Origin of the sequence: Croceitalea sp. MTPC5, from assembly GCF_036985505.1 — a bacterium.
Taxonomy (GTDB): Bacteria; Bacteroidota; Bacteroidia; order Flavobacteriales; family Flavobacteriaceae; genus Croceitalea.
Genome location: NZ_BTGQ01000001.1, coordinates 214,833 through 228,984 on the forward strand (window position 1 = coordinate 214,833; position 14,152 = coordinate 228,984).

General features: G+C 40.0%; 13 protein-coding genes. 6 read left to right on the forward strand and 7 right to left on the reverse strand.

What is annotated here, in order from left to right:
- Position 1: 1 nt before the first annotated feature.
- Entirely contained in the window at positions 2-1,177 is a 1,176-nt protein-coding gene (locus tag AACM45_RS00955; protein ID WP_339140189.1) for a GlmU family protein, read from the forward strand.
- A 51-nt stretch (positions 1,178-1,228) separates the two neighbouring features.
- Here the strand turns inward: AACM45_RS00955 and AACM45_RS00960 are convergent, their stop codons facing one another.
- A complete protein-coding gene (locus AACM45_RS00960) occupies positions 1,229-1,909 on the reverse strand; it encodes a hypothetical protein (protein ID WP_339140190.1) in 681 nt (226 codons plus the stop codon).
- A 197-nt stretch (positions 1,910-2,106) separates the two neighbouring features.
- Here AACM45_RS00960 and mtaB point away from each other — a divergent pair, with 197 nt between their 5' ends.
- Positions 2,107-3,435: a tRNA (N(6)-L-threonylcarbamoyladenosine(37)-C(2))-methylthiotransferase MtaB gene (gene mtaB / locus AACM45_RS00965; protein WP_339140191.1), complete on the forward strand. Its 1,329-nt coding sequence runs from the start codon at positions 2,107-2,109 to the stop codon at positions 3,433-3,435.
- Between the two features lie 32 nt (positions 3,436-3,467).
- On the opposite strand, the gene AACM45_RS00970 is transcribed toward mtaB, so the two are convergent.
- Positions 3,468-3,761, reverse strand: coding sequence for a GNAT family N-acetyltransferase (locus AACM45_RS00970; protein WP_339140192.1), 294 nt, complete (start codon positions 3,759-3,761; stop codon positions 3,468-3,470).
- Positions 3,762-3,935: 174 nt separating this feature from the next.
- Between AACM45_RS00970 and AACM45_RS00975 the strand changes: the two genes are divergently transcribed.
- Together AACM45_RS00975 and AACM45_RS00980 are read left to right on the forward strand one after the other, a co-directional pair.
- Entirely contained in the window at positions 3,936-4,604 is a 669-nt protein-coding gene (locus AACM45_RS00975) for an alpha/beta hydrolase (protein WP_339140193.1), read from the forward strand.
- Between the two features lie 35 nt (positions 4,605-4,639).
- Positions 4,640-5,596, forward strand: a complete 957-nt coding sequence (locus tag AACM45_RS00980) for a lytic transglycosylase domain-containing protein (protein WP_339140194.1) — start codon at positions 4,640-4,642, stop codon at positions 5,594-5,596.
- Between the two features lie 48 nt (positions 5,597-5,644).
- Here AACM45_RS00980 and AACM45_RS00985 read toward each other — a convergent pair whose 3' ends face one another.
- Entirely contained in the window at positions 5,645-6,160 is a 516-nt protein-coding gene (locus tag AACM45_RS00985) for a DUF2892 domain-containing protein (protein ID WP_339140195.1), read from the reverse strand.
- 171 nt (positions 6,161-6,331) lie between these two features.
- Between AACM45_RS00985 and rpmH the strand changes: the two genes are divergently transcribed.
- A complete protein-coding gene (gene rpmH, locus AACM45_RS00990) occupies positions 6,332-6,490 on the forward strand; it encodes a 50S ribosomal protein L34 (protein WP_339140196.1) in 159 nt (52 codons plus the stop codon).
- Positions 6,491-6,589: 99 nt separating this feature from the next.
- Positions 6,590-9,442: a carbamoyl-phosphate synthase large subunit gene (carB, locus tag AACM45_RS00995; RefSeq protein WP_339140197.1), complete on the forward strand. Its 2,853-nt coding sequence runs from the start codon at positions 6,590-6,592 to the stop codon at positions 9,440-9,442.
- Positions 9,443-9,517: 75 nt separating this feature from the next.
- Here the strand turns inward: carB and AACM45_RS01000 are convergent, their stop codons facing one another.
- From AACM45_RS01000 to AACM45_RS01015, 4 genes are all read right to left on the reverse strand, one after another.
- The gene (locus AACM45_RS01000; RefSeq protein ID WP_339140198.1) at positions 9,518-11,032 is read right to left on the reverse strand and encodes an NADP-dependent isocitrate dehydrogenase; all 1,515 of its coding nucleotides are present in this window, start codon (positions 11,030-11,032) and stop codon (positions 9,518-9,520) included.
- A gap of 300 nt (positions 11,033-11,332) precedes the next feature.
- Complete coding sequence (locus tag AACM45_RS01005) at positions 11,333-12,775, reverse strand: S41 family peptidase (RefSeq protein WP_339140199.1); 1,443 nt, start codon at positions 12,773-12,775, stop codon at positions 11,333-11,335.
- A 241-nt stretch (positions 12,776-13,016) separates the two neighbouring features.
- Complete coding sequence (locus tag AACM45_RS01010; RefSeq protein ID WP_339140200.1) at positions 13,017-13,592, reverse strand: YceI family protein; 576 nt, start codon at positions 13,590-13,592, stop codon at positions 13,017-13,019.
- Positions 13,593-13,617: 25 nt separating this feature from the next.
- On the reverse strand, positions 13,618-13,971 hold the full coding sequence (locus AACM45_RS01015; protein WP_339140201.1) for a nuclear transport factor 2 family protein: 354 nt from the start codon (positions 13,969-13,971) through the stop codon (positions 13,618-13,620).
- Positions 13,972-14,152: the final 181 nt, after the last annotated feature.

Genomic DNA, 14,152 nt, shown 5'->3' on the forward strand with positions numbered 1-14,152 from the left:
AATGAATTTTATACTTGCCGATGGAAATTACAGAGAGCACCTGCTTCCATTTACATTCACCAGACCCGTTGCAGACATTCGAATAGGTATTCTGACCATTCGTGAAAAATGGGAACGTGTTTTGAATTGCGAGGTAAGTGCGCTAACGGAGTCGTATCTTTCAGTGAAGTATCCACTGGTATTGGCTAAGGTGAATGTTGTCATTCACGCCTCTTTTCTTCCGAATCAAGATTTTGTCGATGCGGTACGCAAGTTGAGACTTGGCGAAGCATTGATTTCGAATGAAGAGGTAATTGCTTATGCCACGGGTGATCCGCAGAAAGGGTTTGACCTCGCTGCATATAAATCGATAGTACTTAACAGTACTTTGATTACGGTAAAAAACACTTGGGATATCTTCTCTAAAAATGGTGAGGCCTTACAAGCTGATTATGATTTAATCACCGCAGGCCGAAAAAGTGCCCCGATAGCGGATACCAATCGTGTAATAGCACCAGAAAACATCTTTTTAGAAGAAGGGGCACAAGTAGAACATAGTATTCTCAATGCTTCGACCGGCCCGATATATTTGGGTAAGGATACGTTGGTTATGGAAGGGAATATGATACGGGGTGCTTTTGCACTTTGTGAGAAGGCCGTTGTAAAAATGGGGGCTAAGATTTACGGACCTACCACCATAGGCCCTTATGGCAAAGTATGTGGTGAAATCAATAATTCCGTGATATTCGGGTATTCCAGTAAAGGGCATGATGGGTATTTGGGCAATGCAGTACTAGGGGAGTGGTGTAATATTGGGGCCGATTCCAACAACTCCAACTTAAAGAACAACTACGCCAAAGTACGTTTATGGAACTATGCTACCGAGCGTTTTGACCAAACCGATCTTCAGTTTTGTGGTTTGATGATGGGCGATCATAGTAAGACCGCTATCAATACCATGTTCAATACGGGTACGGTAATCGGGGTCAGCGTAAATGTGTACACCCCGGGATTTCCAAGAAATTATGTTCCGAGCTTTAGTTGGGGGGGCGCTTCGGGTTTTAGTGCCTATTTGCCCAAAAAAGCCTTTGAGGCCGCAAAAGTTATGATGGCCCGACGGGGAGTTGAATTTGATGAAAAAGAAGCCGACATTTTGTACCACGTTTTCGAGTTGACCAAAAAATGGCGTAAGTACTAGTCTTTCAAAGTACTTAAACCATTTCTTCTACAACTGGACCACCAATTGGCATTACTCAATAACGTAGGTTTTCCCTCCGATGAAGATCATATCGGTATCCAATATATTTTCACCTTCTGCACCAAATGCGAAGGAGAACCGTAAGACCCTACCATCATTGTAATTGAACGTAATGGTATTCTTGTCAATCGCATACGTACCCGAATCGTTATTGTTTTTCCAGGCACTGGAAGAAAAAGAGGTTATGCCGCCATTTTCGGCTTGGGTAAAATGGGTATCGTCCAAGAAAACGATTTCAGACCTGAAAAGCGCATAGGTCGAATTTCCAAAATTCCCTCCGGATATTTTTTCATATGTGCCTTTAAGGGTCGTTTCAGCGTTGAAGGGAAACGCCTTAAACCAATTGCCTGAGTTTAAATCGTATTCATATATTTTACCTTCGGCGTTGGTCAGGGTAAAGATGCTATTTTTCCTCTGCCAAGTGCCCCATAGTTGGGGTTCGTCGATTTTCGATTTGGCCAGATCGGTATCCTCCAATGGTTCTTCGGCGACCTCAAAGTAAGTACCATCCTCAAATAGCACAATAGGCTCAAAGGTTACTGCCGCAGGATATCCGCTAATTGCCCTAAAATACCAACCTGCTTCTTTTGGTGTTTTTTGTGCCTGTATATTGGCGAATGTACAGCACACAAAGGTCATTAGTAAAAAAAGTGACTTGACATGTGGTTTCATTTCAAAATGTATTTAGTAATCGACTATATATTGTAATCGGTTTATCCTTTGGTAAGGGCAAATTGGTACACGAGTTGTAAAATATATAAAATCCAGCTTCTTTTTTGATTATTGGATATTTTTTGAAAAATTTATCATGTTGAGGTTACTCGCAGTAATTAGTATCTTTGCAAGCCTTAAAATACGGGGATATTCCTATGAATAAAAAAGTAGCGTTTTACACCCTAGGTTGCAAGCTCAACTTCTCTGAGACCTCGACTATTGCACGAACCTTTCAAAACGAGGGTTTTGATCGCGTTGATTTTTCGCAAGAAGCCGATATTTATGTTATCAATACCTGTTCGGTGACCGAAAATGCCGATAAGCGTTTTAAAACCATAGTTAAGCAGGCACAAAAAGCGAACCCTGAAGCCTTTATAGCTGCGGTGGGTTGTTATGCACAGCTAAAGCCTGAGGCACTTGCGGCCCTTGATGGGGTAGATTTGGTCTTGGGCGCTACCGAGAAATTCAAGATTACGGACTATCTGAACGGCCTTTCTAAAAATGACCATGGTGAAGTGCATTCTTGTGAGATTGAAGACGCTGATTTTTATGTCGGTAGTTACGCCATAGGTGATAGAACCCGAGCTTTCTTAAAGGTTCAAGACGGGTGTGATTATAAGTGCACCTATTGCACCATTCCGCTTGCTAGGGGAATTTCGCGTAGTGACGCTTTGGGCAATGTGTTGCGCAATGCTGCCGAAATAGCATCCAAAGGTATTAAGGAAATTGTACTTACCGGTGTAAATATCGGTGATTACGGTAAAGGGGAGTTTGGTAATAAAAAGCATGAACATACCTTTTTTGATATGGTCAAGGCCCTTGATGATGTTGATGGAATCCATAGATTGCGCATATCATCGATTGAACCTAATCTATTAAAGAACGAAACTATTGATTTTGTGGCCCAGAGCAGGTCTTTTGTACCCCATTTTCATATTCCATTGCAAAGTGGTAGTGACACCATTTTAAAACGAATGCGCCGTAGGTATCTTTCGAATCTATATGTAGATAGAATAGCCCGTATACGAAAGGTGATGCCCGATGCTTGTATCGGTGTGGATGTCATTGTCGGGTTTCCTGGGGAGACTGATGCACTATTTTTAGAGACTTATCATTTTTTGAATGAGCTTGATGTCTCTTATTTACATGTTTTCACCTACTCTGAAAGGGACAATACTTTGGCGGCGACAATGGATGGTGTCGTTCCAAAAAATGCTAGAAGTAAGCGCAGCAAGATGCTAAGAGGGCTTTCGGTGAAGAAAAGGCGTGCATTTTATGAAAGTCAATTGGGCAAGGAAAGAACCGTTCTTTTTGAAGGGGATAACAAGTCAGGGTATATTCACGGATTTACGGAGAACTATGTAAAGGTGAAGGCCCCTTGGAACCCAGAATGGGTAAATACCCTACAACGGGTCGAATTAATGGAAATCGATGAAGATGGTTTGGTGCGGTTTCGGTTAATCGAAGAACCTGTAATCGCATAAAAAAACCCCGATTTTAATCGGGGTCCTTTTTTTTAGATTCGAATGCCTACGGGCAACATTTCTTTGTATTGTCTGTTTTTCCGCAGAAAACCAGCAATATGTGGACTGGTAGGTACAACTCTCAAGTTTTGTTCTTGAATGTGATGCAGAACCGCTTTAATAAAAGATTCCTTAAATCCGTTTTCGGTAATTTCTTCAGGTATAACAAGTTTGGTTAGAAAAACTTTCCGTTCTTGAGAAGAGTATTCGATTTTGGCTAAATGGCCGTCCATTTTGGCCTCAAATTGACGCAAGAAACTGTTGTCATTAATTTCCATCTCTATCATAAAGTTATAGTTTTCTATTTGCTGGCAGATAAAAAAACGATTCGTTGTAGATCGTAAGGTTTGTTTATCTTTCTATTGATTTAGGTTTATAATAATGCAAAGTGAATTATAAACGGAATGCAAAGGTAGGTCAAAAATAGCGGATTTCCTAGCAAAACATAGCATTTTACCAATATGGACGCAAACAAGATTCCTGTTTATCTCATGCCGGGTATGGCAGCCAACCCTTCAATTTTTGACGGAATTCGATTGGATCCGGCGCGTTTCGAAGTGGTTACTTTAGCGTGGTTTCAACCTGAAAAGGGAATCTCATTTCAAGATTATGCTAAAAAGATGTGCGCCAAGATAACCCATGTAAACCCCGTTTTACTTGGGGTTTCTTTTGGCGGCTTGCTGGTACAGGAAATGGCATGCTACCTTCCTACACGAAAAGTCATTATAGTCTCTAGTGTCAAATCGAACAAGGAATTGCCCAAACGGATGATTTTTGCAAAATACACTAAAATACATAAACTGTTGCCCACCGGTCTGGTCAACAATGTTGAGTTGTTGGCCAAATATGCCTTTGGCGAAACCGTGACCAAACGGTTGGCCCTTTATGAGATGTATCTATCGATCCGTGATAAGTACTATATTGATTGGTCTATTGAGAATATCGTAAACTGGAGCCCTAAGAAAGAAGTCAAAGACCTGATTCATATTCATGGGGATAAGGACCCCGTTTTTCCAATTGGCAATATTAAGGATTGTATCACCGTTAAAAACGGTACCCATACGATGATCATTCATCGTGCCAGATGGTTTAATGAAAATTTACCATCCTTGATCGCCACAAAGGCTTAAATTCAGGGTATATTGCATAAAGAAAAATGAAACCAATGAAATACATTAAGAATATTTTAGCGGCCATCGGCGCCCTATGTGTTGTTGCCACGTTGATCTATGCCACACAGATGTCAGACTCAGATGAATTGGACAACGAAGTTTCAGGTGTTACACAAGATGTTAAAAGTACAGGCGACGGTTATAAAATCAGTGCAATTGAAATTCCGGATGATCTTAATTTTGCGGGTGAACCCGTTCCTTTCGATGATCCAGAGGTGATGGAACGCGTCGATCGTGAATTTTTGGTCAATACCTACTGGCAATCCAATGCACTTTTATTGATGAAAAGGGCCCATAAATACTTTCCTATCATCGAACCGATTTTAGCCAAAAACGATATTCCCGATGACTTTAAGTATTTGGCCGTGGCGGAAAGCGGATTGCAAAATGTGGTCTCACCGGCCGGGGCAACCGGATTTTGGCAAATCATGAAAGCTACAGGTAGGGAATATGGTCTTGAAGTCAATGCCAATGTCGATGAACGTTATCATATTGAAAAGGCGACGCAAGTAGCTTGCGACTATCTGAACAAATGGAAAAAACGTTTCGGAAGTTGGACACTGACCGCTGCTGCATACAATGCTGGACCTGGCGGAATTCAAAAATATATGGGTATTCAAAAAGCCGATGACTATTACGACCTTTTATTGGGCGAAGAAACGGGTCGGTATGTATTTCGAATAATGGCCATAAAAGAAATTATTTCGAACCCGGGCAACTATGGTTTCGATGTTGAAAAGAAAGACCTCTACGAGGCGGTGCCCTCATTTAGTGTTGAAGTGGACGAACCCATTGCAAGTTGGGCGGATTTTGCAAAAGAATACGAGATCAATTACAAAATCTTGAAAAGGCATAATCCCTGGTTGCGGGAGCCGCATTTGAACAATGCCTCAAAAAAGGAATATGTCATAGAAATACCGAATAAGGGCTATTATAAAGAATCAAAGTAGTAGCTCCCATTCGATAGGTTGCAGGCGCAAAAGGCAAAAACGATAAAATTATATTTTTTTCATTTGCTGTTGCATCATCTTTATCTGATCGGTAAGCATATTGTTTTTATCCAATTTTTTGGCCTCTTGTAGTAAGGTGGTCGCTTCCCTTTTACGACGTTTTTGCATCGCGATACCAGCCAAACTCAATTTGGCCATGGCTACATCATAATCCATGTTCAAACCGAGCTTCAAGGCTTTTTTAAAATACTTTTCGGCCTGTGTCAGATTTTTTTGTGAAAAGATAATACCGTGCAGGTAATTGTAATACCCTTGTTGTTTTTTCACCAATGCGGCATCGGGGTTTTTTATCTTGCCCAACCATTTCTCAGTGCCTACCATGTCTTGTTTACGCATTCTAAGAAAGGCCAAAAGGATGATTTCGTTCCTAAAATAAAGGAATATGAAAATCAGTGATAGCAGTATCAAAAAAATACCGTTGCCGATATAGCCCTCAATGAACTGGTAAACTGCGTAGGCAATGATTAAGAAGGCAAGGATAAGTTTTATGTTTTTATTGAACATGCGAAATGTTTTATTTTGGTTTGGGCGTAAAATCCCATGTTTTTTACGATTTGCAAAGCTACTAAAAACAATTCAAAATTATTTTTGCAACTACTTGTTAAAGTAAAAAGTCTTCGTATATTTGCGCCCAGAATTTCAGAAAGCGTATCGCTTTTTCTTAATAACTTCGAAATGAAAAGAACATATCAGCCTTCAAAAAGAAAGCGAAGAAATAAACATGGTTTTAGGGAAAGAATGGCCTCTGCCAATGGTAGAAAAGTTCTTGCTAGAAGAAGGGCAAAAGGAAGAAAGAGATTAACCGTTTCATCAGAACCACGTCATAAAAAATAATGACTGTCAATAACTTTTAAATAAAGGTGCTACTTCATCAAGTTTAGCACCTTTTTTTTGGCCTATTTTTAACGCTCGAATAAAAATTATAAGTAACAAATGCCTAAAAGAGAAGATTTAAAATCGATTTTGATTATTGGTTCAGGTCCCATCATAATTGGTCAAGCCTGTGAGTTTGATTACTCAGGTTCCCAAGCTTTACGCTCATTACGTGAAGATGGAATAGAAACCATTTTGATAAATAGCAATCCTGCTACGATTATGACCGACCCCGTAATGGCGGATCATATCTATTTGAAACCCTTGAATACTAAATCGATAATAGAAATTCTCAAAAAACACCCGAACATTGATGCCGTATTGCCCACTATGGGCGGCCAAACAGCATTGAACCTTTGTATTGAGGCTGATGAGAAGGGTATTTGGGAAGATTTTGATGTCGAGATCATAGGCGTTGATATTGACGCGATAAACATTACGGAAGACCGCGAAAAGTTCCGTGAACTCATGACCAAGATAGGGATTGGCATGGCACCTCAGGCCACGGCTACTTCTTTTCTTAAGGGGAAGGAGATTGCACAAGAATTTGGTTTTCCCCTAGTGATAAGGGCTTCCTTTACCTTGGGTGGGGCGGGAGCGTCGATTGTTCACGATCCCAAGGATTTTGACAATTTATTGAGCCATGGTTTGGAAGTTTCGCCCATACACGAGGTCATGATCGACAAGGCCATGATGGGCTGGAAGGAATATGAACTGGAACTGTTGCGCGACAAGAACGATAATGTGGTCATTATTTGTGCCATTGAAAATATGGACCCCATGGGTATCCATACGGGGGATTCCATTACGGTTGCCCCTGCAATGACACTTTCAGACCGAACGTACCAACGTATGCGTGACATGGCCATCCACATGATGCGAAGCATTGGCGATTTTGCGGGGGGGTGTAATGTGCAGTTCGCCGTTAGCCCAGATGAAGAAGAAGAAATCATTGCTATTGAAATCAATCCAAGGGTTTCACGTTCGTCTGCGTTGGCTTCCAAGGCCACAGGTTATCCAATCGCTAAAGTGGCGGCTAAATTGGCAATAGGCTATTCTTTGGATGAATTGCAGAACCAAATCACGCAGTCCACCTCGGCGTTGTTTGAACCCACCTTAGACTATGTGATCGTAAAAATACCACGTTGGAATTTTGACAAATTCGAAGGGTCAGACAGAACCTTAGGCCTACAGATGAAGGCCGTAGGTGAAGTGATGGGTATTGGCCGCTCTTTTCAAGAAGCATTACACAAAGCCACCCAATCCTTAGAGATAAAAAGAAATGGACTTGGCGCAGATGGCAAAGGGTACACAGATTATGAAACCATCATCCAAAAATTGACGGTACCTAGTTGGGACCGTGTTTTTGTGATTTATGACGCTATTCAACTTGGGATTCCGTTGACCCGTATCCATGAAATCACCAAAATTGATATGTGGTTCCTAAGGCAATATGAGGAACTCCATATGTTGGAACAGGAAATTTCAAAATATACTATTGAAAGCCTACCTAAGGCACTGCTCTTAGAAGCAAAACAGAAAGGATTTGCAGATCGGCAAATTGCCCATATGTTGGATTGTTACGAAAGTGAGGTACATAAAAAACGTACTGCGCAAAACATCAATAGGGTCTATAAATTGGTGGATACCTGTGCGGCAGAGTTTGAAGCGATGACCCCATATTATTACTCCACTTTTGAAGAGGAGATTGAAACGGCAGACGGTAAACGTTATGTGGCCAATGATAGTGAGGTCACTGAAAGAAAAAAGATAGTGGTCTTGGGTTCTGGCCCAAACCGGATAGGTCAAGGTATTGAGTTCGATTATTGTTGTGTACACGGCGTTTTGGCAGCTGCGGAATGTGGTTACGAAACGATTATGATCAATTGTAATCCGGAAACCGTCTCGACGGACTTTGATACCGCTGATAAACTATATTTTGAACCTGTTTTTTGGGAACATATTTACGATATCATCCTACATGAGAAACCAGAAGGAGTCATCGTGCAATTGGGGGGACAAACGGCACTTAAACTGGCAGAGAAACTTTCGAAGTATGGGATCAAGATTATCGGTACTAGCTTTGAATCACTCGACTTGGCCGAGGATCGCGGTAGTTTTTCCACATTATTGAAAGAAAATGATATTCCATATCCTAGATTTGGTACTGCTGAAAGTGCTGATGAAGCCTTGGAATTGGCAGATGAATTGGGCTTTCCTTTATTGGTTAGACCTTCTTACGTTCTAGGGGGTCAGGGTATGAAGATCGTCATCAATAAAGAGGACTTGGAGGCTCATGTAGTGGATCTGTTACGTAAAATACCCAATAATAAGTTGTTGTTGGATCATTATTTAGACGGTGCCATTGAGGCCGAGGCTGATGCCATTTGTGATGGTGAGGAAGTGTATATTATCGGTATGATGGAGCATATTGAACCTTGTGGAATACACTCTGGGGATTCCAACGCCACCTTGCCACCTTTTAATTTGGGTGAATTCGTAATGCAACAAATAAAAGACCACACCAAGAAGATCGCGCTGGCTTTGAATACCGTTGGCTTGATCAATATTCAATTTGCCGTCAAAGATGACACGGTCTATATCATAGAGGCCAATCCGAGGGCATCTAGAACCGTGCCCTTTATTGCAAAGGCCTACGGTGAGCCCTACGTAAACTATGCCACAAAGGTGATGTTAGGTGAAAAGAAGGTCAAGGATTTTAATTTTAACCCACAATTGGAAGGGTATGCGATAAAACAACCCGTATTCTCCTTCAACAAGTTTCCTAATGTAAATAAAAATTTAGGTCCTGAGATGAAAAGTACCGGTGAAAGCATCTTGTTCATCGACAGTTTAAAAGATGATGAATTTTACAACCTGTATTCGAGAAGAAAGATGTACCTATCAAAATAGTGGATGGCATTTATCCTAAAAACCCCCGTAGGATGGAATCTTACGGGGGTTTGTTTTTAAGGCTATATTTTTATTTTATTCACCTTGACCCAGTGAAAAGCCCCTTTTACCATCAAATTCATACAGGTTTTCCGTTTTGATGACATCAAAATCATTTTGGTGGAGTTTCGAGAGTAATGCGATTACCTGCTCATACTCAATTCCTTCGTAAATAGGCTCTTTTGTTTTGATCTGTGCATCTTGCGCTACAAACCTACATCGCCAATGATCGGTACAGTAGGTTTCTTTTAATCCATTTGGAAATACTTTTACGCCCCTATTGGTAATCATTTTGAGTTTAAGGTTGTGTGATTTTATTTCGCTCAATCCTTTTCCAATGATTTCTGGATCGGTTCCTTTCCAATCGATAAAAACATCTACCCCAACCAATTCTTTATCTTCATCTCGTCTCTTGTATTCCGGTATTTCAATAGTTCCAGAACCTTTTGATAAAGAGCTTAGGGATAGTTTTTTAGGATTGCGGCCCAAACGTTCGATAATGGCGTCAGCAAACTCTTCGGTGTTTACTTTTTTGACACTGATATCCTTTTGGTAGACATCAGCAGTATGGATACCATCCTCTAAAGTGGCCAACCAAGCATTTTTGATTTTATCGGCAATCTCGGCTTGGCCGATGTGGGCCAACATCATCACTGCGGCGTTCAACAATCCTGAAGGATTGGCAATTTTCTGCCTTGCAATATCAGGGGCAGAACCGTGAATGGCCTCAAACATGGAAACATTTCTACCGATATTGGCAGAACCGGCCATACCCACAGAGCCACCTATCTCTGCGACAATGTCAGAGATGATATCACCGTAAAGGTTTGAGGTAACGATAACATCATATTGCCCTGGTGAAGCTGCAATCTTTGCTGAACCGATATCGATGATTTGTGAATTACTTTCAATTTCAGGATACTGTGCAGCGATTTCCTTAAATACGGTATGGAACAAACCATCGGTCAGTTTCATGATATTGTCCTTCACCATACAGGTGACCTTTTTTCTATTGTAGGCTTTTGCGTATTCAAAGGCATAACGAACGATTTTCTCGCATCCCGGTCTTGTAATCAGCTTAAGGCACTGTACTACATCTTCTGTCTGTCTGTGCTCAATACCGGCATAAAGATCCTCTTCATTTTCGCGAATGACCACGATATCCATATTTGGAAAGTTCGTTTTCACAAAAGGGTGCAAAGCATTTACAGGCCTTACGTTGGCAAATAAACCCAAAGATTTTCTAAGGGTTACGTTTAAACTTTTATACCCTTTGCCCTGTGGTGTGGTAATTGGTGCTTTTAAAATAACCTTGTTCCGTCCAATAGTGTCCCAAGCAGCTTCGGTTATACCCGAGCTGTTTCCAGAAAGATATACCTGTTCCCCAATCTCCATGGGTTCTGCCATAATATTGGCACCTGCGGCTTCCATTATTTTTAGCGTAGCCTTCATGATTTCAGGCCCGATTCCATCGCCATGTGCCACAGCGATTTTCGTACTTTTTGTTACGGCACTATTTTTTTTTGATTCCAGTACAAGATTATTTTCCATATGATTTGATTTTTAATAGTACAAATGTGTAGAAAAATATTCATAAATTTTTATTTATATTTAATATGATTTGCATTAAAATAATTTATGTAAAGGGTGTTCCCGATGTCGATAATTCAAGAAATGTAGCGCTGACAGGGTGAAGTGTATGCCTAAACCACGGAAGAACATCGTACAAAAGGCCAACAGGTTTTAAATGTAAAGCTGAAAAATTGCTACTACATTCGTGGTACTGACTTCAACAAGTCATTGCATATTTATTTTTTGGAAAAGTATGTTTTGGAACCATGCTACGCATGACTAATGGTCTTTTTCTACCAATTCTATGATATCATAAACCGCTTTTCGGTGTCCATTGAATGCATTCTCCCTAGAAAATACATTGAGTTCAATATCCGGTTCAACACCTGATACCTCGTAGAACTTGCCATCAGAATCTATCAACCTTTGATTGGAATAGGTTGTATAAAAATCACCAATTGATTTACCCAGCATACCCGATAGGGTGCCTAAAGTATTGGACCCGACAAGTTTTACATTGGGTAAAGCACCCATCATCATAGCGAAACCTTCAGCGGCACTTCTGCTAATATCCGTCATTAGCACGTATACCGGTTTGTTGAATATCGTAGAATCGGCGGGGTAAATCGTAACGACATCCTCATCATGGAATTTACCATTGTTGTAGACCTGACTTGTATGTGATAAAACAGGCATATCGGTAAAATAACCAGCAATTGTTAATGCGGTAGCGTCATAGCCACCAAAGTTAAAACTGACATCAAGCACAATGGCTTTTTTATTTTGAAAAGCGCCTATTATTTTTTGCATATACATATTGAGGCTATCAATTTGTTGTTTTCTGGTATATCCTTTCCCTAGAAAACCTGAAAACGAATGAATATGGATGTAACCAACATCCTTGGTTAAATGCCCCCATTCCAATTTTCCATTTGCCGTTTTTTCTCCGGTTCCATGTAATAGACTGTCCGTTATGTTCTTATAATTATGTTCAAAGAACATATTAAAATAGTCATTCAGGTTCTGGACATCCGATTGTTTGTAGAAGGCTTCCTCAACAATTTTCGCCGATGGTGTGACCCGGTATTGAAGGCTCTTCCCATTTTCTGAAATAACCTTTGTATGCTGGTCTTCTGTGAGTGTGGCAATTTCACCTAATATGTTGAAGAGCCTTTCATTATCAGCGGTAATACTGTCTTTGTAATTGTTGAAAATCGTATCCCAATCAAGATTTCTTCTTTTGTTAAAGGCATAATTCCCTTGAATGGTTTCCATATACAATTTAAACAGTTCCTCAGGGTCTAACTGGGTCATTTCAGTAAACCCGATAGTGTTCTCAGGGAGTTTGTCGACTTTGACAAAGTCTTTTTTTGTTTGTAAGTTCTTGGTATTATTGCCGAAATCGGTCAAATAGATACCAAGGGTATCCTCGTTTCTGATAAATTGACTTTGGGTATTCAAAAGCCCCTCTAAATAGTCGTTCTTTTCTTTATAACAGAAGTTTTTCGTAAAGCTGTACAATAGAATACTATCTTGTCTGGCCTCAAGATAATATCCATTTCCGATGGACTTCCAAACTCCTTGAATCAAGGGGTTTACGGTATTGTTATCTTTTAAAAAGGTATATGCAAGTTGGTTGCTGTCATTGGTTTTATGCTTGGTGCAGCCTATAATTAAGGTAATTAGCACTAAACAGGAAACAACTTTTATATTGCACTTCATTACGCATGTTTTATCCAAATATATACATCTTATGCTGCAATATGATTACGGGGATGGAAAGAAAACAAGACTTTACGGTATGATTCAGCACCATCAATGATGAACCTTCGCCCTTCATATTATTCCGAACTTATTTGATAAAAATGGGTATTTGCATCAAAATACAAAAAGCACGGAATATTTCATCCGTGCTTTTCGTGGGCCTATAGCTTTGGGTAGTACCCCTTTATTTAGACTTCTATCAAAATTCCAAATCTACTACAATATCAAACTCATCGTAGATGGCCTTATCCTTTAATCCATCAAAAAAACTGGTTGATCCGTAGCGCACATCAAACTTGGATCTATCGATTTTTAACGATGCGGTTGCTTTATTGCCGTAGACGGATAAATCAAAGTCGATGCTTTCGGTTTTACCCTTGATTGTAATGTTGCCGGTTACATCGTAAGAGTTTTTACCATTTGCTTTTATGTTCTTGAAAACAAGGGCTGCAGTAGGAAATTTAGCTACCCCAAAGAAGTCATCAGACTTTAAATGTCCCTCTAGCTTGTTTTTATATTCGCCCTCCAAATCGGTTACGCTAATCGTAGTCATATCGATTACAAAGTTTCCTCCGGTTAAATTGTCGTCATTGAAAACCAGATTCCCTGATTTAATGGTGATAGTACCGGTATGCGAGCCGGCTACTTTATAGCCTTTCCACGTTACGTTGCTTTTTTCAATATTTACCTCCTTTTTTAAACCTTCTGAAGATTTAAAGGATACCATTAACAATGTAATGGCAATTAGTGCTGTTGTTTTTTTTATTGTTTTCATTATTTCTTGTTTTTAGCTTGTTAATTTATGATCCGTAATAAAATTTTTCTTTAATGATTTTGCCATTATGCCATTCTTGGAGCGCAACTTGGGTATAATTCTTTTCACCCCAGTCTTTATGGGTATAGTCAAAATGCCATTCGACCATCGTTGTGTTTTCCCCTATTGTTACGTTTAACGGCTTTGCTCCTCTAAATTCCGTGATTGAAGCGAAGAATTCTTCTTCCCTTTTTCGGTTCGCCACCTTACCTACGATTTCCGGATTGTCATTTTCTTGCATGACAACATCATCATGATAGTATTCATCAAAAGCCTCCAAAGCTTTTCCGTCAAGGATCATGTCATTTATCGTGCTGATTTTTTCTAATAAAGTATCCATCTTTTATTGTTTAAATGTTATGGTACAAATCTCAGTAACATTCAAAACCTAAAAAATGAACTATACTATCAAATGATGTTGAACTAGATTAACATTTTACGCGATGATCGAGATTTGAATCCTCAGACGCTTGTGTGGAAACCTATCTAGAATTTCCTTTTGATATCTTCGAGGCTTATGC

What these genes read in the sequence shown, in the direction of transcription:
- AACM45_RS01000 (WP_339140198.1), bottom strand. Translation starts at nt 11,032, where the DNA reads ATGGAAAATAATCTTGTACTGGAATCAAAAAAAAATAGTGCCGTAACA.
- AACM45_RS00970 (WP_339140192.1), bottom strand. Translation starts at nt 3,761, where the DNA reads ATGATAGAGATGGAAATTAATGACAACAGTTTCTTGCGTCAATTTGAG.
- mtaB (WP_339140191.1), top strand. Translation starts at nt 2,107, where the DNA reads ATGAATAAAAAAGTAGCGTTTTACACCCTAGGTTGCAAGCTCAACTTC.
- carB (WP_339140197.1), top strand. Translation starts at nt 6,590, where the DNA reads ATGCCTAAAAGAGAAGATTTAAAATCGATTTTGATTATTGGTTCAGGT.
- AACM45_RS01010 (WP_339140200.1), bottom strand. Translation starts at nt 13,592, where the DNA reads ATGAAAACAATAAAAAAAACAACAGCACTAATTGCCATTACATTGTTA.
- rpmH (WP_339140196.1), top strand. Translation starts at nt 6,332, where the DNA reads ATGAAAAGAACATATCAGCCTTCAAAAAGAAAGCGAAGAAATAAACAT.
- AACM45_RS00980 (WP_339140194.1), top strand. Translation starts at nt 4,640, where the DNA reads ATGAAATACATTAAGAATATTTTAGCGGCCATCGGCGCCCTATGTGTT.
- AACM45_RS01005 (WP_339140199.1), bottom strand. Translation starts at nt 12,775, where the DNA reads ATGAAGTGCAATATAAAAGTTGTTTCCTGTTTAGTGCTAATTACCTTA.
- AACM45_RS00955 (WP_339140189.1), top strand. Translation starts at nt 2, where the DNA reads ATGAATTTTATACTTGCCGATGGAAATTACAGAGAGCACCTGCTTCCA.
- AACM45_RS01015 (WP_339140201.1), bottom strand. Translation starts at nt 13,971, where the DNA reads ATGGATACTTTATTAGAAAAAATCAGCACGATAAATGACATGATCCTT.
- AACM45_RS00975 (WP_339140193.1), top strand. Translation starts at nt 3,936, where the DNA reads ATGGACGCAAACAAGATTCCTGTTTATCTCATGCCGGGTATGGCAGCC.
- AACM45_RS00960 (WP_339140190.1), bottom strand. Translation starts at nt 1,909, where the DNA reads ATGAAACCACATGTCAAGTCACTTTTTTTACTAATGACCTTTGTGTGC.
- AACM45_RS00985 (WP_339140195.1), bottom strand. Translation starts at nt 6,160, where the DNA reads ATGTTCAATAAAAACATAAAACTTATCCTTGCCTTCTTAATCATTGCC.